Consider the following 22,914-nt stretch of genomic DNA (forward strand, 5'->3'; position numbering starts at 1 on the left):
TGCGCAGTGGGGGGAAACAGGAGGGGGGATCAGGGGGTACGTTCGGCGACCAGGACCGGCCGCTCGGGCAGTGACACGGTGACGGCGGTCCCGGCGCCGAGGCCGCCGGCCTCGTGGGCGGGCAGGTCGGCCTTCACCTCGGTGCCGTCGGCGAGCCGGACGGTGACGCGGACGGCGGCGCCCAGGAAGGACGTGGCGACGATGCGGGCGTCCCCGTCGCCGTCGGCGCGCACGCCGACCGCCTCGGGCCGTACCAGTACGTCGACGTCCGGGTCGGCCGGCACGGGTCCGTCGACGGGCAGCCGCTGCCCGAGCACCTCGACCCGGCCGTCGGCGAGCCGCCCGGGTATGCGGCTCATCGTGCCGACGAACTCGGCGACGAAGGCGGTGGCGGGCCGGCCGTACAGCTCGGCGGGCGGCGCGCACTGTTCGAGCCGTCCGGCGTGCATCACGGCGACCCGGTCCGCCATGGACAGGGCCTCCTCCTGGTCGTGGGTGACGAAGAGGGTGGTGATGCCGAGGTCCTGCTGGAGTCGGCGGATCTCCTCGCGCAGGCTGAGCCGCACCTTGGCGTCGAGCGCGGACAGCGGCTCGTCGAGGAGCAGCACGCGCGGGCGCAGGGCGAGGGCGCGGGCCAGGGCGACGCGCTGCTGCTGGCCGCCGGAGAGCTGGTGCGGGAACCGGCCGCCCTTGTCGGTGAGACCCACCAGCTCCAGCAACTCGGCTGCGCGCGCCCGTCGTTCGGCGGTGCGGACCTTGCGCATGCGCAGTCCGAAGGCCACGTTGTCGAGCGCGTCGAGGTGCGGGAAGAGGCTGTACGACTGGAAGACCATCCCGGCGTCGCGGCGGTGCGCCGGGACCCGGGTGACGTCCTCGCCGTCGATCAGCACCTCGCCGGAGTCGGGGTGTTCGAACCCGGCGAGCATGCGCAGCGCGGTGGTCTTGCCGCAGCCGGAGGGGCCGAGCAGGGCGAGGAGTTCACCGGGGCGGACGGTCAGGTCGAGTCCGTCGAGGGCGACGGTGGCCCCGAACTCCCTGCGCAGGCCCCGGAATTCCACGGTGGCTGCGGTCGTCGCCGTCTTGTCGGGCGCGGTCACGGTCATGGTTCATCCCCGGGATGCGGTTCGGGTACGCCCGCCGGCACCGGCGAGCGCGAGGAGCAGGACCCATGTCACGAGCAGGCTCAGCACGGACACGGCGACGGACAGCTGGGCCTGCGACCCGCTGACGTTCACGATCCACACGGCGAAGGGCTGGAAGCCCAGCAGCTGGGCCACGGTGAACTCGCCGAGCACCAGGGCCAGGGTGAGGAAGGAGGCGTTGAGCAGGGCCCCGCGCAGATTGGGCAGCACGGCCTGGAGCAGCGCCTGCGGCCAGCCGGCGCCGCAGCTGCGGGCGGCCTCGACGAGGGTGCGGACGTCGACCGCGCGCAGACCGGCGTCCAGGGCCCGGTACACGAACGGCAGCGCCATCACGACGTACGCGAGGACGAGCACGACGGGGAAGTCCGGGTTCTGGATCGCCACGAAGGTCTGGAACAGCGGGGTGCGGGAGAGGTGTTCGGGCCCCCACTTGAGCACGGTCCCGATGCCGGCGACGAACGCGATCGGCGGGACGACCAGCGGCAGCGAGCACACCACTTCGACGACCGGCCGCAGCCGGGGCGCGCCGAGCCGGAGCGCGACCATGGCGGGCACCATCAGCAGCAGGACGACGGCGATGGTGGCGGCGGCCAGTTCCAGCGAGAGCAGCAGGCTGGAGGTGAAGCCGTCGGTGGAGAAGATCTGGGTGTAGGCGTCGAAGGTGACCCCCTGGCCGGGCACGTCGACGGTGAAGACGACGGACGCGGCGAGCGGGACCAGGAAGTACAGCCCGGCGAGGCCGAGGACGCCCCACCGCCACAGGGTCAGGCGAGCCATCGCGCGCTCCTCCGTTGCAGGGGCAGGTACACGGCCATGACCAGGCCGGCGACCAGGACCATGTCGAGGCTGAGGGCGAGCGCCACGTTCTCCTGGCCGACCAGGACGTTGCCGGAGATGGCGTCGGCGATCTGGAGGGTGACCAGCGGGATGGAGCTGCCGACCATCGCGGCGGCGGTGGCGTACGCGGCGAAGGCGCTGCCGAACAGCAGCACGAGCCCGCCGAGCAGCGAGGGCAGCAGCACGGGCAGGGCCACGTGCCGCCAGTACTGCACGGGGGTCGCGCCGTTGTTCTGGGCGGCTTCGCGCCACTGGGTGCGCAGGCCCTCCAGGGCCGGGGTGATGGTGAGGACCATCAGCGGGATCAGGAAGTACAGGTAGACGATCACCAGGCCCCAGAAGCTGTAGAGGTCCCAGCCCTTGTCGGTGAGGCCCAGGTGGCGGGTGAGCACGCCCGCGTTGCCGAGGGTGGCGACGAAGGCGAAGGCCAGCGGGACGCCGCCGAAGTTGGCGAGGACCCCGGACGCGGTGAGCACGGCCTCGCGCAGGGCGCGGAAGCGGGAGGTGACGACGGCCTGGGCGAGCGGCAGCCCGAGCAGCGTGCCGAGGGCGGCGGAGACGGCCGACAGCTTCACGCTGCCGAGCAGGGCGGTCAGATACGCCCCCTGCAGCGAGGCCGTCAGATTGCCGGTGGTGTAGGAGGTGGCGCCGGTGGCCGGGTCCTTGGCGGTGAACGCGCCGTCGAGCATGGCCAGGGCGGGCAGCCCGAAGGCGAGCGCGGTGAAGGCGAGCAGCGGGACGACCGCGAGCCAGCCGAGCGACCGGCGCCGCCGCTTCACCGCAGCGGCGGGCGCCGAGTCGACCCGTACGGCGGTGGCCGTCATCCGGAGACGGCCTTCGCCCAGCCCTGGCCGAGCACCGTCTTGGCCTTGCTCTGCTGGTCCTCGGTCGGGAAGGTCGGCGTGCCGGAGACCTGGGGCAGCTTGGCGGCGGCCGTCTTGTCGAGGGTGCCGGCCTTCTCCATGGCGGTCATCAGGACCGGGCGGGCGTAGCCCTTGAGCCACAGGTTCTGGCCCTCGGCGCTGTAGAGGTACTCCTGCCACAGGCGGGCGGCCGCCGGGTGCGGGGCGTCCTTGTTGATGGCCTGGGAGTAGAACTGGGAGAACTGGCCGTCGGTCGGGACGGCGACCTTCCAGTCGACGCCCTTGGACTTGAACTCGTCGGCGTACCCGGCGTTGAGGTAGTCCCAGTCGATGCTGATCGGGGTCTCGCCCTTCTCGACGGTGGCCGGGGTGGACTCGACGGGCGTGTAGTTGCCGTTCTTCTTCAGCTTGGCGAAGAAGTCGAGGCCGGGCTGGATGTCGTCGAAGGAGCCGCCGCTCGCGAGCGCCGCCGCGTAGACGCCGCCGAAGGCGGAGCCGGACTTGGTGGGGTTGCCGTTGAGGGCGACCTGGCCCTTGTACTGCGGCTTGAGCAGGTCGGCGAAGGTGGTCGGGCAGGTCTTGACGCGCTTGGCGTCGCAGCCGATGGAGATGTAGCCGCCGTAGTCGTTGTACCAGCGGGCCTGCGCGTCCTTCTGGCCCTCGGGGATGTCGGCGTACGAGGCGACCTTGTACGGCGCGAGCAGCCCCTGCTGGGCGGCGCTGAGGGCGAAGGAGCTGCCGAGGTCGAGGACGTCCGGCGCGCGGTCCTGGCCCTTGCGGGAGGTCACGGCGTTGATCTCGTCCTGGCTGGAGCCGTCCGGGTTCTCGACGGCGATCTTGATGCCGTACTTCTTCTCGAAGCCGTCGATGAGGGCGCCGTAGTTGGCCCAGTCGCGGGGCAGCGCGATGGCGTTGAGCTTGCCCTCCTTCTTCGCGGCCTTCACCAGGGCGTCGAGGCCCCCGAAGTCGGCGGCGGAGGTGGCCGTGGCGGCGTTCTTGCCGTCGGCGGTGGTGGTGGAGTTGTCGGGGGCGGCGCCACAGGCGCTCAGGGCGAGGGTGGCGATGACACCGAGGGCGGCGGTTCTCGGCAGGGACACGGTCACGGCTTCTCCAGGGGACGCGCGAGGGTGCGGGAGATCAGGAGACGGGGCAAACTTGTCTGAACAAGTTGGCCTCAGTAACCACGCCGCTGATGTCCCCCCGGTTAACTCCGGCGAAACCCTGGTCCCTTATTTCGCGCACACTCCGGGCTGCTCTTCATCACGTTTCGATGTCGACTAGGCTGGTCAAGCTGTGCACAGCAGCTGAGAGCGAAGGGGAAGCATGGCGGCCCGACACGAGGAGATCGCCGACGAGCTGCGTCGGGCGATCGACCGCGAGGAGTACACGGTGGGCGCCCGGCTGCCCGCCGAGACCGACCTCGCGGCCCGCTACGGAGTCTCGCGCGGGACGGTCCGCCAGGCCGTGGCGGCGCTGACCGCCGAGGGGCTCATCGGCTCCCGCCAGGGCGCCCGGCGGGTGGTGCTGGCCAGCCGCCGCAGCCAGAGCTTCGCGGAACTGCGCAGCTTCGCCCAGTGGGCGCGGGCCATGGGCCGCGAGGCGACCGGCCAGGTGGTGGTCCAGCAGTACCACCCGGCCACCCACGAGGACGCCGTCCGCCTCCAGCTCCCCCTCGGCACACAGGTGTTGCACGTCCTACGGGTACGCGGTCTGGACGGCGAACCGGTCCTCCTCGAGCGGACCGTCTACGCCGACTGGATCTCCCCCGCCGTCGAGCCGATCGAGCCGGACTGCCCCTCGGTGACCCAGCGGCTGCTGGACGACACCGGGCTGGTCTTCGCCTACGGCGAGCACGTCATCGACGCGGTGGCGGCGGGCGCCCAGGACGCGGAACTCCTCGGCGTCCGCCGCACCAGCCCGCTGCTGCGGGTCCGCCGGGTCACCACGACCCACGAGGGCCGCCCCGTGGAATGGTCCGACGACCGCTACCGCTCGGACGCGGTGAGCTTCAGCGTCCACAACTCGATCGGCAACAACGCGCTGGCGCGCAAGACGGCCGGCTGAAGGGCTCAGGTGGGCGAGCCGGAGGAGAAGCGGCGCAGCAGGGGGGACAGCACCAGCACGGACTTCGTCCGTTCCACGAACGGCTCCCCCGCGATCCGCTCCAGGACCCGCTCGAAGTGGCGCATGTCGGCGGCGAAGACCTGGGCGACCGCGTCGGCCTCACCGGTGACCGTGGAGGCGGCCACGACCTCCTGGTAGCGCTCCAGGCCCCGCTGGATCGTCTCCGGCGAGGTGTTGCGCCGGCAGTAGATCTCGACGAACCCCTCGGTTTCCCAGCCGAGCGCCGCCGGATCCACCCGCACGGTGAAGCCGGTGATGGCGCCGGTCGCCCGCAGCCGGTCCACGCGCCGCTTCACGGCGGGCGCGGACAGACCGACCAGGTTGCCGATGTCCGCGTAGGAACGGCGGGCGTCCTCGGCGAGGGCGTGCACGATGCGTTCGTCGAGATCGTTCAGCACGATGGGTGGTTCACTTCTCAGCTGGTGCGGGTGTGGCGAGTCGGGAGCGGCGTTGGCCGTACACGAAGTAGAACACGAGCCCGACGGCCATCCAGACGCAGAAGGCGAGGCCCAGGGCGGGCAGCCCCGGCGACAGCGGCACCCGGAGGGTATCGCCTCCTCGCCGAAGGTGGAGGCGGCGTCGAAGCCGATGTACGAGAAGAACAGCGTGGCCCCGGCCGCGCTGACGCCCGCCATGCCCAGCGGCATGAAGTGCGCGTAGTTGGTCACCCCGAGGGTCCCGTCGAGCAGCTCGTTCAGGTACTCGCCCCAGCACCCGCACCCGTCATCCGGCCTACCAGCTGGCGTGCAACGGCTTCCCCTCCGCATAACCGGCAGCGCTCTGCACACCCACCACGGCCTTCTCGGCGAACTCCTCCAGAGACCCCGCACCCGCGTAGGTGCACGAAGACCGCACACCCGCGATGATCGAGTCCACCAGATCCTCCACCCCCGGCCGCGCCGCGTCGAGGAACATCCGCGACGTCGAGATGCCCTCCTCGAACAGCGCCTTGCGGGCCCGGTCGTAGGCCGACTCCTCGGCCGTACGGTTGCGCACGGCCCGCGCCGAGGCCATCCCGAAGGACTCCTTGTACGGCCGCCCGTTGGCGTCGTGCTGAAGGTCGCCCGGCGACTCGTACGTCCCCGCGAACCACGACCCGATCATCACATTGGACGCACCGGCGGCCAGCGCCATGGCGACGTCACGCGGGTGCCGGACCCCGCCGTCGGCCCAGACGTGCTTGCCGTACTTCCTCGCCTCGGCGGCACACTCCAGCACCGCCGAGAACTGCGGCCGGCCCACGCCGGTCATCATCCGGGTGGTGCACATGGCGCCCGGGCCGACGCCGACCTTGATGATGTCCGCGCCCGCCTCGATCAGGTCCTTGACGCCCTCGGCGGAGACGATGTTGCCCGCCGCGATCGGCACCTGCGGGTCGAGCGCGCGCACGGTGCGGATGGCGCTGATCATCGACTCCTGGTGGCCGTGCGCGGTGTCGATGACGAGCGTGTCGACGCCCGCGTCGAGCAGTTCCTTGGCCTTGCCCGCGACATCGCCGTTGATTCCGACGGCGGCGGCGATGCGCAGCCTGCCGCGCGCGTCGACGGCCGGCGTGTACAGCGTGGCGCGCAGGGCGCCCTTGCGGGTGAGGATGCCGGCGAGGCGGCCGTTCCCGTCCACGGCGGGCGCGTAGCGCCGGTTGGCCGCGTCGAGGATGTTGAAGGCCTCGCGGGGGTCGATGGCGGCGTCGAGGAGGAGCAGGTCGCGGGACATGACGACCTCGAGCTGGGTGAAGCGGTCGACGCCGCTGAGGTCCTGGTCGGTGACGACACCGACCGGCCGGTGGTCCTCGTCGACGACGACGCCCGCGTTGTGCGCCCGCTTGGGCAGCAGGGCGAGGGCGTCCGCGACGGTCTGGTGCGGGGCGAGCACGATCGGCGTGTCCAGCACGAGGTGGCGGCTCTTGACCCAGGTGATCACATCGGTGACGACGTCGTTCGGGATGTCCTGCGGGATCACGACGAGTCCGCCGCGCCGCGCCATCGTCTCGGCCATCCGGCGTCCGGCGACGGCCGTCATGTTGGCGACGACCAGCGGGATCGTGGTGCCCGTGCCGTCCGGGGAGGAGAGGTCCACCCCCTGCCGCGACCCGACCGCGCTGCGGCTCGGCACCATGAAGACGTCGTCGTAGGTGAGGTCGTACGCGGGCTGGATGTCGTTGAGGAAACGCACGTGCTGCACATCCCAGTCGTTCAGAGGTGACCCCCTGACAGGTCAGCCAGGGGGAAGAGCACGTACTTCATTGTCCCATGACGACCGCGACGCGGGGCCCGGACAGAACGTCCAAGCAGCTCAGAGGCGGTTAGGAGGATCCTCCGAGGGCCAGCACCACGGAGAGCTCCGGCACATGGTTCACCGCCGAGGAGAACACCTCCTGCGCGATCTCCCACTCCTCCGGACGCGCCTTCGCGTACGACTGCCAGTTCCGTACGACGACCAGCACCGGCCCGGACTCGGGCCGGTCCGGCAGATCGGTGAGGCTGTCGGCGAGGGCGTCCCAGTTGCGGCCGAACCAGTCGGGCAGTTCGAGGTCCCGTACACAGCGGTCCATCAGGGCCGCCTTGTCCATGACCCCGTCGAGATCCAGCGTGAGCACGTGCTCCGTCATCCAGGCACCGTCCTGAGCAGTCGTGATTGCGGAAAGGGGCGGCCGAGAGGACCGCCCCCTTCTGATCTTCTCTCAGATCCCGTCCGGGTCCGCCCGGTTGAGGGCGGGCTTCGGCGTCGGTCCCGCCGTCATCAGATAGTCGGCCGCGGAGGTGTCCGTGACCAGACTGGTGACGAGTCCGGACCGCAGCACCGCGTCGATCGCGGCCGCCTTGCGCTGCCCGCCCGCGATCGCGACGACCTCGGGGACCCGGCGGAGCTGGTCGGCCTTGACCGTGATGCACCGCTCGCCCAGGTCCCGTCCGACCCGGCGGCCGTCGGCGTCGAAGAGGTGCGCGGACATCTCGGCGGCGACACCGAGCGAGGCGTAGTGGGCCCGCTCCTCGTCGCTGAGCATGTCGTGCACCGTCGAGATGCCGGGCTCCCAGGAGCCGATGGAGACACAGGCGACCGTGACCTTGTCGAAGTACTCGAAGGCCCGGGCGATCCCGGTCTGGTGGCGCAGCGCGGCCGCGGTGGCCGCGTCCGGGAGCAGCATCGGCGCGTAGATGGGGTGCGCGTCGCCGCCGGACACCTGGGCGGCGCGGCGGACGGCCTCGACGGAGCCGCGCTCGGCGGTCCCCGCGTCGTACACGCCCGTCAGCTGCACCACCGTGCAGGGCGGCAGCCGGTCCAGGGCCGCCGCCATGTGGATGGTGGAGCGGCCCCAGGCAAGGCCCAGGACGTCCCCTTCGTTCACCAGCTCGCCGAGCAGGTCGGCGGCCACCTCTCCCAGGTTCTCGGGGTCGGGCGAGTCCTCGGCCTCCGCCGGGGACTCGACGACCACGGCGTGCCTGAGGCCGTAGCGGGCGCGGAGCGCGTCGGAGCGCTCGGCGTCCAGCTCGGCCGGCACGCGGATCTCGATCCGTACGAGATCCCGTTCGAGGGCGGTCTCCAGGACCCTGGCCACCTTGAAGCGGCTGACGCCGAACTCCTCCGCGATCTGGATCTTGGACTTGCCCTCAAGGTAGAAGCGGCGGGCCATGGCCGCCGCCTGCACCAGCTCTGCGGGTCCCATCCGCATGGCTGACCGGCCCGCCGACATACCCGACACGGCGATCTCCTCACTGCTGTTCACACTCTGGATACGCGGTTCATCCTTGCAGATCCGGCGCACTTGATCAGCCCTGATGGGAGCCGTTCACGTTCCTGTGGCCCAGTGTCCGCACGAGCTGCGTGTTCAGTGGGTTACGCAGCGCGTCAGCCCGCTGTTCAGCGGGCCGCAGCTCAGTGGGCGCAGGCCCAGCTCGCCCTCGCGGTCTCCGCCTCCGCCTGGGCGCGCAGGGCGCGGACCGCCTCGGCGGGGTCCTCGGCGCCGTACACCGCGGATCCGGCGACGAACACGTCCGCGCCGGCCTCCGCGCACCGCTCGATCGTCGACGCCGAGACGCCGCCGTCGACCTGGAGCCACAGCTCGAGGCCGTGCTTGCTGATCAACTCGCGGGTACGGCGGATCTTCGGGAGCATGATGTCGAGGAACGCCTGGCCCCCGAAGCCCGGCTCGACCGTCATGATCAGCAGCATGTCGAGTTCGGGCAGCAGGTCCTCGTACGGCTCGATGGGCGTCGCGGGCTTGAGCGCCATGGAGGCACGGGCGCCCTTCGCGCGGATCTCGCGGGCGAGTCGCACCGGCGCGGCGGCCGCCTCGACGTGGAAAGTGACGGACGAGGCACCCGCCTCGACGTACTGCGGGGCCCAGCGATCGGGGGCCTCGATCATCAGATGGCAGTCCAGCGGAGTGTCCGTCGCACGGGCCAGGGACTCTACGACCGGCACACCGAGCGTGAGGTTCGGGACGAAATGGTTGTCCATGACGTCGACATGGAGCCAGTCGGCTCCTTCGACCGCCTTCGCCTCGTCCGCGAGGCGGGCGAAGTCGGCGGACAGAATGCTGGGGTTGATCTGCGCGGCCATGCCCCAAGCGTGCCATGCCCTCCGGGGGTGAGCCGCATTGGTCCCCTTTCGTTGTCGGGTGCGGGTGCGTGGTGGGCTGATCGCGCAGTTCCCCGCGCCCCCGGACAGCCGGGGTCGGTATGAAGAGCACCGCGCATCTTGTCTGTGGGCGGCGGGCCAAGTGGCTGGTGCTTGTGCTGTGGGTGGCCGTGCTGTTCGTGATGGCGCCCTTCGCCTCCAAGCTCACCGGGGCCCAGGACAACGACGCGGCGTCCTGGCTGCCGGGGTCGGCCGAGTCGACGCAGGTGCTGGAGATCTCGAAGGGGTTCCGGCCGGAGCAGATTCCCGCGGTCGTGGTGTACGCCCGGGACGACGGGCTGACGGCGCGGGACCGGGCGCAGATCACGGCGGACGCGGTGCAACTCGGACGGCTCACGGACCATGGGATCCGGGGGGCCGAGACGCGCGGGCCGGTGTACGACCGGCCGGTGGATCCGCGCGCCGCGCAGATCTACGTGCCGATCACCATGGACGAGAAGGGCTGGTCGCGGATCTCGCCGGCCGTCGACTCGATCCGTGACGTCGTCGGCAAGGGCGACGCGGGGCCGGCCGTGCACATCACCGGCCCCGGCGGCACCTCCGCGGACTTCGCCAAGGCCTTCGAGGGCATCGACTCGACGCTGCTGGTGGCGGCGATGGGTGTCGTCATCGTGATGCTCCTGATCACCTACCGCAGTCCGACCCTGCTGCTGGTCCCGCTGATCGGTGTGGTGGTCGCGCTGTTCACGGCACAGGCGCTGATCTACTTCCTGGCCCACTACGCGGGGCTGACCGTGAACGGTCAGAGCGCGGGCATTCTCACGGTCCTCGTCTTCGGCGCCGGGACGGACTACGCCCTGCTGCTCGTGGCCCGCTACCGGGAGGAGTTGCGCAGACACGAGGACCGGCACGAGGCGATGGCCCTGGCCCTGCACCGGGCGGGCCCGGCGGTGCTGGCCTCGGGCGCCACGGTGGTGCTGAGCATGCTGGTCCTGACGGCCGCCGAGATGAACTCCACCGCCGGTCTGGGGCCGGTGGCGGCCATCGGCGTGGCGGTCGCGCTGCTCGCGATGATGACCCTGTTCCCGGCCCTGCTGGTGATCTGCGGCCGCTGGATCTTCTGGCCGGTGATCCCCCACTACGGCTCCCCCGATCCGACCGGGAACGGGTTCTGGGCCCGCACCGGCCGTGGCATCGCCCGCCGCCCGCGCATGATCTGGATCGTGACCGCGCTGGTCCTGGCGGTGTGCTCGCTCGGGCTGATCCAGCTGCGCGCGGCGGGCATCGGCAACGCCGACGCCTTCACCGGGAAACCGGACTCGATCACGGGCCAGGAGGTGTCCGAGAAGTACTTCCCGGCGGGCAGCGGCGATCCGCTGGTGATCGTCTCCAACCAGGCCCAGGCCCGTCAGGTGGGCGCGACGGTGGCCGCCACGGACGGCGTCGTACCGACCTCGCTCGGTCTGCCACCGGGTACGAAACCCCTCCACGACGGCAAGGTGCTGTTCGAGGCGACGATGACCGCCCCGTCCGACAGCGAGGCCGCCAAACAGACGGTGGACCGGGTCCGGGACGCGGTGCACGCGGTGCCCGACGCCGACGCGCAGGTGGGCGGCGGAACGGCGGCCCTGCTGGACGCGGACCGGGCCACCACCCACGACAACATCCTGATCATCCCGTTGGTGCTGGGCGTGGTCCTGCTGATCCTGTGCGGTCTGCTGCGCGCCCTGATCGCCCCGCTGCTGCTGGTCGGGACGGTGATCCTGTCCTTCGCGGCGGCCCTCGGCATCAGCGCGCTGGCCTTCCGGCACGTGTTCGACTACGCGGGTGAGTCCACCGACTTCCCGCTGTTCGTCTTCGTGTTCCTGGTGGCCCTCGGCATCGACTACAACATCTTCCTGACCACCCGTGTCCGCGAGGAGGCGCTGCGGCAGGGCACCCGTGCGGGCGTGGTGACGGGCCTCGCCGCGACGGGCTCGGTCATCACCTCCGCGGGCCTGGTGCTCGCGGGCACCTTCGCCGCCCTCGGCACACTCCCCATGGTCGGCTTCGCCGAGATCGGCTTCGCGGTCGCCCTGGGCGTCCTCCTGGACACCTTCGTCGTACGGTCGGTGCTGGTCACGGCGCTGTTCCTGGACGTGGGACCGAAGGTGTGGTGGCCGCACCGGCTGGCCCGGGAAGACGGCCGGGCGCTGCCCGAGAGCGCACCGGAACCCGCCACGCGGTCGGGCGGCTGAGCCGACGCCCGCCGGGACCCGCCCGTCAGGAGTCCTGGTCGCCGCCCATGACCGACACCGGGGCGCCGGAGGTGCCGGTGGCCGCGGCGGGGGCGCTGGTACTGCCCGTGGCCGCGACCGGGCTCCCGGTGGTCCCCCCTGAGATCAGGATGCGGGCGCTGCCCTCGGCCAGCCGGTACGCCATGCCCACGACCGCCACCTCACCCGCGTCCACCTGGTCCGAGAGGGTGCGGGAGCGGTCGAGGAGCAGATGCACGGTGTGCCTTATGTGCTCGTCGACGATGTCGTCGGCGGAGGTCAGGCCGGCCGCGCGGGCGGCCAGCACGCTGGGGGTGACGCGCTCGACCACGTCCCGGACGAATCCCTTCGAGGGCAGTCCGTTCTCCACGGCGTCGCGGGCCGCCGCCACGGCTCCGCAGGAGTCGTGCCCCAGGACGACGACCAGCCGGCAGCCGAGCACGGCCGTGGCGTACTCCACGCTGCCCAGCACCTCCGCCCCGAGCACATGCCCGGCGGTCCGGACCACGAAGAGGTCGCCGAGCCCCTGGTCGAAGATGATCTCCGCGGCCAGCCGGGAGTCCGAGCACCCCAGGATGACTGCGAAGGGCTCCTGGCCGGGCGCGAGCTCGGCCCGGCGGGCGGCGTCCTGGTTGGGATGGCTGGGCGCGCCCGCGACGAAGCGCTCGTTCCCGGAGAGGAGAGCGTCGAGGGCGACTGCGGGGGAGGTCCGAGGCATGGGGCCACCCTACGAAGCGTCCGAGGCCCTCGCCGCACCGCCCCCGGCTCGCCGTGTCCCGCCGGCGGACCCCTTGGGCGAGCGCTCGCGGGGCGACCGGCCGGGGAACGGGCGGGGCCCGACCGCCTGCTTCATGACGATGGTCGAGTTGAGGCCGCGGACGCCGGGGAGCCGGACGAGGACGGTCTCGTAGAGGTGCTGGTACGCGGGCAGGTCGGCGCTGACCACCCGGATCAGGTAGTCCGGTTCACCGAACAGCCGCTGGGCCTCGACGACCTCGGGGATCCCGGCGAGCGCGGTGTCGAAGTCCTCCACCGCGTCGGGTCGGGTGAGGGTGGCGAAGAGGAGGACCTCGAAGCCGTATCCCAGGGACGCGCCGTCGACCAGCGCGCTGTAGCCGCGGATGGTGCCCTCCGCCTCCAGCTCCCGCACGCGCCGCTGGCATCTGGACATGCTCAGCCGGACCCGGTCGGCCAGTTCCGTGAAGGTGATGCGCCCCTCCGCCTGCAGGATGGCAACAATTTGGCGGTCCACGGCGTCCATACCTGGAATATTAGCGCCGCAAGCCTGATTCCGGGCAAAGTTCGCGAACACTTTGCCCCGTATCGTGGCTAGCCTCCCGGCATGGCAAGCGACGACACCCCCTTCCGCACCGCGCCGCACGGCCCGCGGCGCTCGCACTTCGACGAACCCGTCGACCGGACGCGCTCGAACTCCATGAAGTGGACCTTCGCCGAGGACTACCTGGCTCCGGACGAGGCCGCGGCCGACCCGCTCCCGATGTGGGTCGCCGACACCGACTTCAAGGCGCCCCGGCCGGTGCTCGACGCGCTCCACGAAGCCGTGGACCACGGCGTCTTCGGATACCCCGGCGGCGCGACCGACAGCTACCTCGACGCCGTCACCGGCTGGCAGGCGCGGCGCTTCGGCTGGGAGCCGTCGCGGGAGTGGGTGCTCCAGACCGCCGGCATCATCACCACGCTCAAGACGGCGGTGCAGGCCTTCTCCGCACCCGGCGACTCGGTCCTGATCCAGCCGCCCGTGTACGCGCACTTCCACGACGACGTCCTGCTCAACGGGCGCCGCCTCGCCCTCGCTCCCCTGGCACGCACCGAGGACGGCTACCGCTTCGACGCGCGCGTGTTCGAGGCCGCCATCCGCCCGGACACCAAGCTGTTCATCCTGAGCCACCCCCACAACCCGACCGGCAACGTCTGGTCCGAGGACGAGCTCAGGACCATGGGCGAGATCTGCGCCCGGCACGGCGTCCTGGTCGTCTCCGACGAGATCCATCAGGACCTGGTCATCGACCCCACGAAGAAGCACATCCCGTTCGCCTCCCTCGGCGCGGAGTTCGCGCGGAACAGCATCACCTGCACGGCCCCGAGCAAGACCTTCAACCTCCCGGGCCTGCAGTGCGCGAACGTCTTCGTCCCCGACCGCAGGCTGCGCGAGGAGCTGGCCCGCCAGTACGACCGCAATGTGTTCCCCCTGGTCAACGTGCTGGGGATGGTCGCCGCCGAGGCGGCCTACACACAGGGCGAACCGTGGCTCGAGGAACTGCTCACCTACCTGCGCGCCAACCACGCGCACTTCGCGCAGACCGTCAACGCCGCCACCTCGAAGGTGCGGGTCCTCCCGGCCGACTCGCTCTACCTGGCGTGGATGGACTGCCGGGGCCTCGGGATGGACGCGGAGAACCTCGACAGGTTCCTGCTCACCACGGCCCGCCTGTGGCTGGACAGGGGCCAGAAGTTCGGTCTCGAGGGCCACGGCTACATGCGGGTGAACCTGGGATGCCCGCGTGCCACGGTCGACGAGGCGATACGACGGCTGCTCACGGCCGTCGAGGGTGGGTGACCGGCGGTCGAAGAGCTGTGCCCGGCCGCCGAGGGTCGATGACCGCAGGAGGCCACGCCCCTCGACGGACGGCCACGCCCCCTACTCGAGTCTGGTGGTGAGTACAGGGCTCGGACCGGCGGCTTTCCCGGGACCCCGGTCGCGGCGGTGGGCGGTGATCAGCCGGAGGGTGGCCGGCAGAGCCGTGGCGACGAGGACGAGGAGCAGTTGGGAGGTGTGCGTCCCGGCACTGTCCGCGGCGCGGGCGACGGGGTTGGGCAGGCCGAGCCGGTCCAGCAGCCAGCCGAGGGCCGCGCCGGCGGTCAGCGCCGCGCACGCGCCCCTCAGGGCGGCGTGCCTGCGCAGCCGGGTCAGACAGATCAGGCCCGGCAGCGCGAGCAGGACGAGGACGAGTTGCATGCACTCGATGCCGAGGTTGAATCCCGCGAGGCTGAGGGCCAGTTGGGTGGTGGAGAGGTTCATCTCGGCGAGCGTGAGCGAGAAGGCCAGTCCGTGCCCGAGGCCGAAGACGCCGGCGACGAGGGCTTCCCGTCCGGGGAAGAGCGGGCGCATGGCATGGACGGCACCGACGAGAATGCTGAAGGCGATAAAGGCCTCGACCGGCTGGGCCGGAATGTCGAGACGGCCGAAAGCACTCAGGGCGAGCGCGAGGGAATGCCCGATGGTGAAAGCGAGGGTCGTCCGGCCGATTCTGCCGATCGCGGCCCGATTGTTCACCGTTCCGCGCCAGCGCTTTCCGACTGCCTGAAGGGGAGCGGGCAGCAGAAGAATGAGCAGGAACAGCAGATGGTCGGTGCCTTCGAGAATGTGATCGGCGCCGAGCCGGAACATGGCGTACGTCCCGCTCCAGACGCTTCCGCTCTCCAGGTCGACGGTGAGGGGGGCGACGGTCATGGTCCGGGTGTCGATCCGGATGACCCCGACCTCGGTGGCGTCGGCCTGCCCTTCCTGGGCCACCCGGCCGGTGGCCCAGTCCTGCCGGACGGACACCATGACGGTGTGGGTGACGACCTGGTGGACGATCGCGTCGTAGTCGAGGACGAACCGGCGCGGGTCCCCGCCGGCCGGCGGGGTGAGCGTGGCCCGGACGGTCAGTTCGCGGTAGGTGCCGGTGGAGGTCTGCTCCGCCCGGCCGAGGGCCGGGCCGCCGAAGGTGACGGTCCAGGCCGTGCCCCGGCCGGTGGTGGGGTGCAGATGGGCCGCGAGGTAGCGGCGGATCGCGGCGCTGCGCGCCGACAGCTGCTTCGCCGTGGTCGAGTCGTCCAGGGCGATGCCGCTGGCCCGGGAGAAGTCGCCGACCGGAAGCTGCAGTTCGGCCGTCACCGACGTCTCGTGCACGTCGAGCAGCAGCACCGAGTGGGGCATGGGATGGGCGGCGGCAGGCGGCGCTGCCAGAAGCAGCGCCGCCGTCACCGTCACCGCGATCCCGGCCAGCATGCGCAGCACATGTGACAGTGAGATCGGCTGGCGGTTCATCAGAACGAGAACTCTCCACCGTAGTCGGTGGTGTGGTCCCGGTAGACGGTGTGGTAGTGGATCTGGTCCGAGTACACCACGCCGTCCTGGCAGACGAACTCGATCCAGACACCCGGTCCGTCGATGCGCACGTAGTCGCCCTGGGCGCTCAGATCGGTCGAGCCGGAGTACGAGATGTAGGTCTCGTCCAGTTCCGACTCGTAGGTGCTCAGCACGGAGGCGGCGGCGGTGTCGTCCGCCACGTCCACCCACGGTTCGATGGCGTTCAGGACCAGCTCCTGCTGGTCGTCGGTGAGTTCGCCGACCTTGAGGCCCTCCTTCGTCGTCGGGAAGTCGCCGTCGTCGTCCGGACCGAGCAGCACGTCGCTGAACGACTCGGAGAGCTTCGCCTGCGTGAGTTCGTCGGTGCTCAGGCCGGCGACCATGGCGGACATCGCGTCGTACATCCCGGACATCGGCGCGTACGAGGTGCCGTCCTCGGTCCAGCTGGTCGGCTCCACCCCGACGAAGTACGGCGTGGAGCCCTCGACCTCGCCGTCCTTGTAGGTGAGGTTCAGGGCGAGGTGGTGACCGCCGAAGTGCAGCTGCCAGGTGCCGTCCGTGCTCGGGGTGCCGAGGAACGCCAGGTAGTAGTTGCCGCTGCCGTAGCCGCTGGCGGACTCGCCGAGGTAGTCGTCGGCGGCCAGGATCTGCGTGATCTGGTCGTAGCCCGTCTTGGTGCCGGTGCCGGTCGCCGCCTCGATCACCGCCTTGGCGGCGGTCAGCTGTGTGTCGCTGAGCGAGCTGAACGCGATGCCGACCCGGCAGGTCGAACCGCACGGGAGGTTCGACCAGGCGGTGGCGTTCGCCTGGGTGAAGTCGAGGAGCACGGACGACTGCTGGTCGTCGTCGAGGGTGTCCAGGAAGGTGTCGGCCGCGGTGACCACGTCCGAGGCGGCGGCGGACGAGGCGGCGGACGAGGCCTTCGCGGTCGCCGCCCCGCCGGCGGAGGGGCCGCCCGGGACGGACGCGGCATTGGCGTTGACGTACACCGCCCCGAAGAGCAGAGCCGCTCCCGCGGTGAAAGCTGCACCGGCCTTCTTCCACCGATTCTTCGACCTGCGGTGAGTGTTGTTCTCTGGCACCTTTTCGATCCCTTCCAAAGAAGCTTCGCGGAACTCCGGAAATCCATTCCGGAGGAATTGGATTTCCCGGATTCCGCGCCGTTGTTTTGGTGAGATAAAGGCAACCAGCCACCACTGTGGCCGACATCAAGAAACAATCGGGTTTGCCTATGCGATGCTGTGCCCGAGGGTCATCGGCTTAAGGTTCCCGACTTCAACTCCGTTGTCCGGCTTGGGATATGACGTGCCGTCATGTCGGCCTCAGCCGGTCCGGCGGATGAGTGCCAGATACATGGCGTCGGTGCCGTGCACATGCGGCCACAGCTGGATGTCGGGCCCGTCGCCCAGGGCCGATACGCCCGGCAGCAGCGGCCGCGCGTCGACGAGGTCGGTCTGCGGGTACTGCTTGAGCACGTCGGCGACGACCGCCCGCGTCTCCGCGAGATGCGGTGAGCAGGTGGCGTACCCGACGACACCCCCGACCCGCACGGCCTCCAGGGCGGTCCCGAGCAGCCTGCGCTGCAACGGCCCGAACCCTTCGAGGTCCTCGGGCCGGCGCCGCCAGCGTGCCTCGGGCCGCCGCCGCAGGGCACCGAGGCCCGTGCACGGCACGTCCATCAGCACCCGGTCGAAGGAGCCGGGGCGCCACGGCGGCCGGGTCCCGTCGGCGGCGATGACCTGGTAGGGCCCGGGATTGCCGTGCAGCGCCTTGGCCACGAGGCCCGCCCGGTGCGGCTGCTTCTCGGAGGCGAGCAGCACGGCCCCGCGCTCGGCAGCGAGGGCGGCGAGCAGCGCGGCCTTGCCGCCGGGCCCGGCACACCCGTCGAGCCACTTCTCGTCCCGCCCGTCCACCGGCGCGGCGGCGAGGGCGAGCGCGACGAGCTGGCTCCCCTCGTCCTGCACACCGGCACGCCCCTCCCGTACGGCGTCGACGGCCCCGGGCTCCCCGCCCTCGGTGAGCCGCACGGCGTACGGCGACCAGCGCCCCGGTACGGCGGCCTCCTCTCGGAGCAGTTCCTCGGCCGTGGCCCGGCCGGGCCGGGCGACGAGGGTCACCTCGGGCCGCTCGTTGTCGGCTTCGAGCAGGTCCTCGATCCCGGCCCGCCCGCCGCCGAGCGAGTCCCACAGCGCGGAGACGATCCAGCGCGGATGCGAGTGCACGACGGCGAGATACTCCTCGGGATCGTCGTCGTAGGGCGGGGCGACCTGCTCCAGCCATCCGTCGAGATCGTGCTGGGCGATCTTCCGCAGCACGGCGTTGACGAACTTGGCCCGCCCGTCCCCGAGCACGACCCGTGCCAGTTCGACGGCGGAGGACACGGCGGCATGCGTCGGGATCCGCGTCCCGAGCAGCTGGTGCGCCCCGAGGCTGAGCACATCGAGCACGGGGGGATCGACGTCCCGGAGCGGCCGGTCCACACAGGCGGAGATGACGGCGTCGTACGTCCCCTGCCGCCGCAGCGTGCCGTACACCAGCTCGGTGGCGAGCGCCGCGTCCCGCGAGTCGAACTTGTCGGGTCCCTCCTTCTCCCGCGCCTTGCGCAGCAGCGGCGGCAGCACCAGGTTGGCGTAGGCGTCCCGCTCGTCCACGGCCCGCAGCGCCTCGAAGGCGAGCATGCGGACCGGGTCCTTCTGGGGCCTGCGGTAGGGCCGGGCGGGCTTGCGGGGACGGCTGGGCTGGTCGCTCACGAAAAAGGTGCTCCGGATTGCAGGATGGAAGTCGCGTCCAGCGTACGACGTGCGCGCCGGGCCGGTGCAGGAGCGTTACGCCCCGACCCGCTCGCCCTCGCCGATGCGCACCCCGCGCGCCCAGTCGGCGGCCCGCATCGGCTTCTTGCCCTGGGCCTGCACCCACAGCAGCTCGACGGCGTACGAGCCCGTCCCCACGTGGACGCTGTTCTTGCCGACGGCCAGCGCGCCCGGAGCGAGGTCGTCCCGCCCGGGAACCGGCTGCACATGGATGAGCTTGAGCCGCTCGCCCCGGAAGGTGGTCCACGCGCCGGGGGCGGGCGTGCAGCCGCGCACGACACGGTCCACCCGGAGCGCGGGGGCGGCCCAGTCGATCAGCGCGTCCTCCACGGTGATCTTCGGTGCGAGGGTGATCCCCTCGGCGGGCTGCGGCACCGCCTTCAGGCTGCCGTCCTCGATCCCGTCCATGGTGGCCGCGAGGAGCCCTGCGCCGGCGAAGGCGAGCCGCGTCAGCAGATCGCCGCTGGTGTCGGTGGCCCGCACCTCCTCGGTGACGGTCCCGTAGACGGGCCCGGAGTCGAGCCCTTCCTCGATCAGGAAGGTGGACGCCCCCGTGATCTCGTCCCCGGCCATGACCGCGTGCTGGACCGGTGCGGCACCACGCCAGGCCGGCAGCAGCGAGAAGTGCAGATTGACCCAGCCGTGCACCGGAATGTCGAGCGCCGCCTTGGGCAGCAGGGCCCCGTAGGCGACGACGGGACAGCAGTCCGGCGCGATCTCCCGCAGCCGCTCCAGGAACTCCGGATCCCGGGGCCGGACGGGCTTCAGCACCTCGATCCCCGCCTCCTCGGCCCGCTGCGCGACCGGAGACGCGACCATCCGCCGCCCCCGCCCCGACTGCGCGTCGGGCCGCGTCACCACGGCGGCCACCTCATGCCGCCCGGAGGCGATCAGGGCGTCCAGCGCGGGAACGGCGACCTCGGGGGTACCGGCGAAGACGAGCTTCATCAAAGAACGGGCCTCTCGAAGGAACGAACCACGGGCAACGCACAAGTCTATGACCCCACCCCGAGCCCCCCACCCTCAATTACCGACGGGGCACGGCCCCCTGACCGACCCGACGGCACGCGATGGTCCGACGGGACCAGGATGAGAGGAAGGGGGCGCGGACCGACACCGGGAGCGCCCGCATATGCCCATACGCCCCCACACCGTGACCAGCGGAGCGCACCCGCGTTGGTCAAGAAAGAGTTGACCTTCTCCCCAACGCCGGTTCGAGAGGCATGTTCATGGCCGACCATGCAACCCACGACGCCCAGGCCCGGGCCAGCCTTCACTTGCTGGTGCGGGACATCGAGCGGGTCCGCCGGCAGGTGGACGCGCTGCGCACCCTCACCGCCCAACTGGGCAACGTCTACCGCCCCCGCCGCTCCGGCCCCTCCACGGGCTTCGTCGTCTACGGACGCGCCCCCGCCCCGACGGTCCGCCTCGCCCAGGAACTGCGGGACAGTGTCGAGACCCTGGTCACCGCGGCGGTGGACTTCGACCGCTCGCTCGGCTTCTCGTGGGACGCGGTGGGCTCCGCGCTGGGAGTCACCAAACAGGCGGTCCACCGCCGTTACGGCGCCCGCAGGGCCGTGCCCCAGGCACCCGCCGAGACGGAACGGACCGCGGCGGATCCGACCGGCCCCCGCACGGTCAGCGTGAACACGGGCCTGCCGGCGGTCCCCACCGTCCCCGCCGCCCGCTCCATGCCGACCCAGCCGACGGCGGGCAGCCCGTCCCTGCGCGACGAGGCGAGACCGACCGCCTTCCCCGGCCCACGCAACGGCTGAGGCCCGCACCGCCCCTGCCCTCTCGGCCCCTCCCGAGAGGGCAGCCGCATTCCAGGACACCCCCAGCCCTCTGCCCCACTCCCCCCGACCCGTCACCCGATATCCCCAGGATCGATCCGCACCCACACCCGCCCCGCTTCCTCCGCCCCCCGCGCCATCCGCGCAGCCTGAGCCGACTTCAGCGCGCCCGCCAGCGCCGCGCCCCTCCCCGGCGGTACCCGCACCAGCGCCCGTTCCCAGGGCTCCCCCGCGGGCGGCGCCCCCGGCCGCCTCGGCCGACCCGGCGGGGTGACCGGCAACGGCACCGGACCCAGCACCTCCGCCTCGGCGGGCAGTTCGACCGCCCCCAGGAACGCGGCCACCGCCTCCGCCGTCCCCGACACCGAGGCCATCCGCGACACCGGCGGGAATCCCAGCTCGGCCCGCTCGGAGAGCTCCCGCAGCGCATGGCCCACGGGATCCCACCGCACCAGCGCCTGCACGGGTCGTAGCGTCGGCTCGGCGACGACCACCACGGTCCCGCCCTCCCCCTGCGGCCGTACCAGCGCCGCGGCCGCGATCCAGCGCCGCAGCGCGTCCTCCCCCGCCCGCAGATCGGGCCGGCCGAGCATGGCCCAGCCGTCGAGCAGCAGCGCCGCCGCGTACCCGCCCTCGGCCACCGGCTCGGCCCCCGGAGTGCTCACGACCAGCGCGGGCGCCCCCGGCACCGTGTCGAGCACGTGCTCCCGCCCGGAGGTCCGCACCGGGACGGCCGGAAACGCCCGCCCCAGCTCCTCCGCGGTCCGCCGCGCCCCCACGACCTGCGCCCGCAGCCGGAACGACCCGCACTCCGGACAGTGCCACGCGCTCTCCTCACGCCCGCACCACCCGCACCACAGCGCCCCGCCGTCCCGCGCCTCCAGCGGCCCGGAGCAGTGCCGGCACCGGGCGGCGGCCCGGCACTGCGCACACGCCATCCGCGGTACGTAACCCCGCCGCGGCACCTGCACCAGCACCGGCCCGTGCCGCAGCCCCTCGCGGGCCGCCTGCCAGGCGAGGGTGGGCAGCCGGGCGGCGCGCGCGGCCTCGTCCCGCGCCAGATCCTGGTCCCCCACGGTCCGCACCAGCGGCGCGACCTGCCGCACCTGCTCCCGCGCGGCGACCAGGGGCCGCGCCCACCCGCTCTCGACGAGCTGCGCGCCCTCTACCGTGCAGCTCCAGCCGCCCATGAGGAAACCGCACCGGTCCTGCGCGGCGCGCAGCAGCAGCACCTCGCGCGCGTGCGGCTGCGGCGCGTGCAGTTCGCTGTGGGTGTCGTCCCCGTCGTCCCAGAGGGCCACCAGCCCGAGGTCGCGCACGGGGGCGAACATCGCGGCCCGGGTCCCGACCACCGCCCGTACGCTCCCGCGCCGGACGCCGAGCCATTCGCGGTACCGCTTCTCCGGTCCGGCGTCCGCCTGGAGCAGCGCGTGCCGCCCCTCCCCCAGCAGGGCCGTCAGGGCCGCGTCGACCCGGGCGGCGGCCCGCCCGTCCGGTACGACCACGAGGGCGCCGCGTCCCGAGGCCAGTGTCGCGGCGACGGCCCGCGCCAGCTCCTCGCTCCACCCGGGCCCCGGCAGCGCGTTCCACACGGCGCGCGGCGCGGCTCCCGAGGCCAGTGACTCCAGGAAGGCGCCCCCGCGCTCGTACCGCGTCCAGGATCCGGCCGCCGGGGCCGGCGGCGGGGGCAGCGGTGCGGGCGAGGGCCGCTGTTCGGCGCGCGCGTTGCGCGGCGGCACGGCGAGTTGGAGGACGTCGGCGAGGCTCCCCGCGTAGCGGTCGGCGACGGCCCGGGCCAGTCCCAGCAGCTCCGGGCCCAGCACCGGCTCGGGCGACACGACCTGGGCGAGGGCCGCGAGCGGCCCGGAGTAGTCGGAGGCGGCGAGCCGCTCGACGAGGAACCCGTCGATGAGTCCCCCGCCCTCGCGCCGCCCCTCGCGCACCCGGCCCCGCCCGGCGCCGAACCGCACCCGCACCCGCACCCCGGGCTGGGCTTCGGCGTCCAGCTCGGCGGGCACCGCGTAGTCGAAATACCGGTCGAGATGGAGCACGCCCTTGTCGACGAGCACCCGTGCGACCGGCAGCTCCTCGGCCAGCGCGGCACCCCGCCAGGTCCGCGGTTTGGCCCGGGGCTCCTTGGCCTTGCGCACGGTCTCCCGGATCAACGCGAGCTGCTCCGGCGGCGCGCCCTCCCCGCCCCCGGCCCCCGGCCCGTTCTCGCTGCTCACCCCTGCATTCTTACCAAACCCCACTGACAGCGGCTCCGCCCCGGACCTCGAACCCCGGTCGTTCACATACATGTACGCTGTTCATTCCAGCGCCCCGAAAGGATCACCGCCCGCCGAGCCGGACACTACGATCCGCTCGGCGCCAAGCGATAACCAAGCGTGCGCCGCCCTGAGCAACACCCATGTCA

The 22,914-nt window shown here is 72.0% G+C and carries 20 protein-coding genes and 1 pseudogene; 4 read left to right on the forward strand and 17 right to left on the reverse strand.

Annotated elements, in window-relative coordinates:
• Window positions 1-29: 29 nt before the first annotated feature.
• From ABZ464_RS35595 to ABZ464_RS35610, 4 genes are read right to left on the reverse strand one after another with little or no spacing between them, the layout of a single operon-like run.
• A complete protein-coding gene (locus tag ABZ464_RS35595) occupies window positions 30-1,103 on the reverse strand; it encodes an ABC transporter ATP-binding protein (protein WP_359284192.1) in 1,074 nt (357 codons plus the stop codon).
• Window positions 1,104-1,106: 3 nt separating this feature from the next.
• On the reverse strand, window positions 1,107-1,919 hold the full coding sequence (locus ABZ464_RS35600; protein ID WP_359284195.1) for an ABC transporter permease subunit: 813 nt from the start codon (window positions 1,917-1,919) through the stop codon (window positions 1,107-1,109).
• Window positions 1,907-2,803 (reverse strand): ABC transporter permease subunit, encoded by an 897-nt coding sequence (locus tag ABZ464_RS35605; protein WP_359284197.1) that lies wholly within the window; start codon window positions 2,801-2,803, stop codon window positions 1,907-1,909. Before ABZ464_RS35605 ends, ABZ464_RS35600 begins: the two co-directional genes overlap by 13 nt.
• Window positions 2,800-3,945 (reverse strand): extracellular solute-binding protein, encoded by a 1,146-nt coding sequence (locus ABZ464_RS35610; RefSeq protein WP_359284200.1) that lies wholly within the window; start codon window positions 3,943-3,945, stop codon window positions 2,800-2,802. Before ABZ464_RS35610 ends, ABZ464_RS35605 begins: the two co-directional genes overlap by 4 nt.
• A gap of 220 nt (window positions 3,946-4,165) precedes the next feature.
• Here ABZ464_RS35610 and ABZ464_RS35615 point away from each other — a divergent pair, with 220 nt between their 5' ends.
• A complete protein-coding gene (locus ABZ464_RS35615; RefSeq protein WP_359284203.1) occupies window positions 4,166-4,906 on the forward strand; it encodes a GntR family transcriptional regulator in 741 nt (246 codons plus the stop codon).
• Window positions 4,907-4,911: 5 nt separating this feature from the next.
• Here ABZ464_RS35615 and ABZ464_RS35620 read toward each other — a convergent pair whose 3' ends face one another.
• From ABZ464_RS35620 to rpe, 6 genes are all read right to left on the reverse strand, one after another.
• Window positions 4,912-5,364 carry an Lrp/AsnC family transcriptional regulator gene (locus ABZ464_RS35620; protein WP_359001030.1) on the reverse strand — a complete coding sequence of 151 codons (453 nt, stop codon included), beginning with the start codon at window positions 5,362-5,364 and terminating at the stop codon, window positions 4,912-4,914.
• A gap of 10 nt (window positions 5,365-5,374) precedes the next feature.
• Entirely contained in the window at window positions 5,375-5,506 is a 132-nt protein-coding gene (locus tag ABZ464_RS35625) for a hypothetical protein (RefSeq protein ID WP_359284205.1), read from the reverse strand.
• 192 nt (window positions 5,507-5,698) lie between these two features.
• Window positions 5,699-7,138 (reverse strand): GuaB1 family IMP dehydrogenase-related protein, encoded by a 1,440-nt coding sequence (locus ABZ464_RS35630; RefSeq protein WP_359284276.1) that lies wholly within the window; start codon window positions 7,136-7,138, stop codon window positions 5,699-5,701.
• Window positions 7,139-7,268: 130 nt separating this feature from the next.
• On the reverse strand, window positions 7,269-7,574 hold the full coding sequence (locus ABZ464_RS35635) for a barstar family protein (protein WP_359284207.1): 306 nt from the start codon (window positions 7,572-7,574) through the stop codon (window positions 7,269-7,271).
• 72 nt (window positions 7,575-7,646) lie between these two features.
• A complete protein-coding gene (locus tag ABZ464_RS35640; RefSeq protein WP_359284210.1) occupies window positions 7,647-8,690 on the reverse strand; it encodes a sugar-binding domain-containing protein in 1,044 nt (347 codons plus the stop codon).
• Window positions 8,691-8,839: 149 nt separating this feature from the next.
• Complete coding sequence (rpe, locus tag ABZ464_RS35645) at window positions 8,840-9,526, reverse strand: ribulose-phosphate 3-epimerase (protein WP_359284213.1); 687 nt, start codon at window positions 9,524-9,526, stop codon at window positions 8,840-8,842.
• Between the two features lie 119 nt (window positions 9,527-9,645).
• On the opposite strand from rpe, the gene ABZ464_RS35650 reads away from it, so the two are divergent.
• Window positions 9,646-11,781, forward strand: a complete 2,136-nt coding sequence (locus ABZ464_RS35650; RefSeq protein ID WP_359284216.1) for an MMPL family transporter — start codon at window positions 9,646-9,648, stop codon at window positions 11,779-11,781.
• 25 nt (window positions 11,782-11,806) lie between these two features.
• On the opposite strand, the gene ABZ464_RS35655 is transcribed toward ABZ464_RS35650, so the two are convergent.
• Together ABZ464_RS35655 and ABZ464_RS35660 are read right to left on the reverse strand one after the other, a co-directional pair.
• Window positions 11,807-12,517, reverse strand: a complete 711-nt coding sequence (locus ABZ464_RS35655; RefSeq protein ID WP_359284217.1) for a carbonic anhydrase — start codon at window positions 12,515-12,517, stop codon at window positions 11,807-11,809.
• Between the two features lie 129 nt (window positions 12,518-12,646).
• Window positions 12,647-13,060: pseudogene (locus ABZ464_RS35660) on the reverse strand (Lrp/AsnC family transcriptional regulator); the annotation flags it as partial.
• A gap of 81 nt (window positions 13,061-13,141) precedes the next feature.
• Here ABZ464_RS35660 and ABZ464_RS35665 point away from each other — a divergent pair.
• Window positions 13,142-14,377, forward strand: coding sequence for a MalY/PatB family protein (locus ABZ464_RS35665; protein WP_359284218.1), 1,236 nt, complete (start codon window positions 13,142-13,144; stop codon window positions 14,375-14,377).
• Between the two features lie 81 nt (window positions 14,378-14,458).
• On the opposite strand, the gene ABZ464_RS35670 is transcribed toward ABZ464_RS35665, so the two are convergent.
• The 4 genes from ABZ464_RS35670 to fmt all read right to left on the reverse strand — a co-directional run bounded on the left by ABZ464_RS35670 (window position 14,459) and on the right by fmt (window position 19,653).
• Entirely contained in the window at window positions 14,459-15,853 is a 1,395-nt protein-coding gene (locus ABZ464_RS35670) for a HupE/UreJ family protein (RefSeq protein WP_359284219.1), read from the reverse strand.
• A complete protein-coding gene (locus tag ABZ464_RS35675) occupies window positions 15,853-16,977 on the reverse strand; it encodes a DUF3500 domain-containing protein (protein WP_359284221.1) in 1,125 nt (374 codons plus the stop codon). Before ABZ464_RS35675 ends, ABZ464_RS35670 begins: the two co-directional genes overlap by 1 nt.
• Before the next feature lie 240 nt (window positions 16,978-17,217).
• Window positions 17,218-18,645, reverse strand: a complete 1,428-nt coding sequence (locus ABZ464_RS35680; RefSeq protein WP_359284223.1) for a transcription antitermination factor NusB — start codon at window positions 18,643-18,645, stop codon at window positions 17,218-17,220.
• A 75-nt stretch (window positions 18,646-18,720) separates the two neighbouring features.
• A complete protein-coding gene (gene fmt / locus ABZ464_RS35685) occupies window positions 18,721-19,653 on the reverse strand; it encodes a methionyl-tRNA formyltransferase (RefSeq protein WP_359284225.1) in 933 nt (310 codons plus the stop codon).
• Between the two features lie 281 nt (window positions 19,654-19,934).
• Here fmt and ABZ464_RS35690 point away from each other — a divergent pair, with 281 nt between their 5' ends.
• On the forward strand, window positions 19,935-20,480 hold the full coding sequence (locus ABZ464_RS35690) for a hypothetical protein (RefSeq protein ID WP_359284227.1): 546 nt from the start codon (window positions 19,935-19,937) through the stop codon (window positions 20,478-20,480).
• 92 nt (window positions 20,481-20,572) lie between these two features.
• On the opposite strand, the gene ABZ464_RS35695 is transcribed toward ABZ464_RS35690, so the two are convergent.
• A complete protein-coding gene (locus ABZ464_RS35695) occupies window positions 20,573-22,726 on the reverse strand; it encodes a primosomal protein N' (protein WP_359284229.1) in 2,154 nt (717 codons plus the stop codon).
• Window positions 22,727-22,914: the final 188 nt, after the last annotated feature.

Source organism: Streptomyces sp. NPDC005820 (genome assembly GCF_040630255.1).
Lineage (GTDB): Bacteria > Actinomycetota > Actinomycetes > Streptomycetales > Streptomycetaceae > Streptomyces.

Coding starts and splice junctions, on each gene's coding strand:
- ABZ464_RS35595 (WP_359284192.1), bottom strand. CDS start 1,103: ATGACCGTGACCGCGCCCGACAAGACGGCGACGACCGCAGCCACCGTG.
- ABZ464_RS35600 (WP_359284195.1), bottom strand. CDS start 1,919: ATGGCTCGCCTGACCCTGTGGCGGTGGGGCGTCCTCGGCCTCGCCGGG.
- ABZ464_RS35605 (WP_359284197.1), bottom strand. CDS start 2,803: ATGACGGCCACCGCCGTACGGGTCGACTCGGCGCCCGCCGCTGCGGTG.
- ABZ464_RS35615 (WP_359284203.1), top strand. CDS start 4,166: ATGGCGGCCCGACACGAGGAGATCGCCGACGAGCTGCGTCGGGCGATC.
- ABZ464_RS35635 (WP_359284207.1), bottom strand. CDS start 7,574: ATGACGGAGCACGTGCTCACGCTGGATCTCGACGGGGTCATGGACAAG.
- rpe (WP_359284213.1), bottom strand. CDS start 9,526: ATGGCCGCGCAGATCAACCCCAGCATTCTGTCCGCCGACTTCGCCCGC.
- ABZ464_RS35650 (WP_359284216.1), top strand. CDS start 9,646: ATGAAGAGCACCGCGCATCTTGTCTGTGGGCGGCGGGCCAAGTGGCTG.
- ABZ464_RS35655 (WP_359284217.1), bottom strand. CDS start 12,517: ATGCCTCGGACCTCCCCCGCAGTCGCCCTCGACGCTCTCCTCTCCGGG.
- ABZ464_RS35665 (WP_359284218.1), top strand. CDS start 13,142: ATGGCAAGCGACGACACCCCCTTCCGCACCGCGCCGCACGGCCCGCGG.
- ABZ464_RS35670 (WP_359284219.1), bottom strand. CDS start 15,853: ATGAACCGCCAGCCGATCTCACTGTCACATGTGCTGCGCATGCTGGCC.
- fmt (WP_359284225.1), bottom strand. CDS start 19,653: ATGAAGCTCGTCTTCGCCGGTACCCCCGAGGTCGCCGTTCCCGCGCTG.
- ABZ464_RS35690 (WP_359284227.1), top strand. CDS start 19,935: ATGGCCGACCATGCAACCCACGACGCCCAGGCCCGGGCCAGCCTTCAC.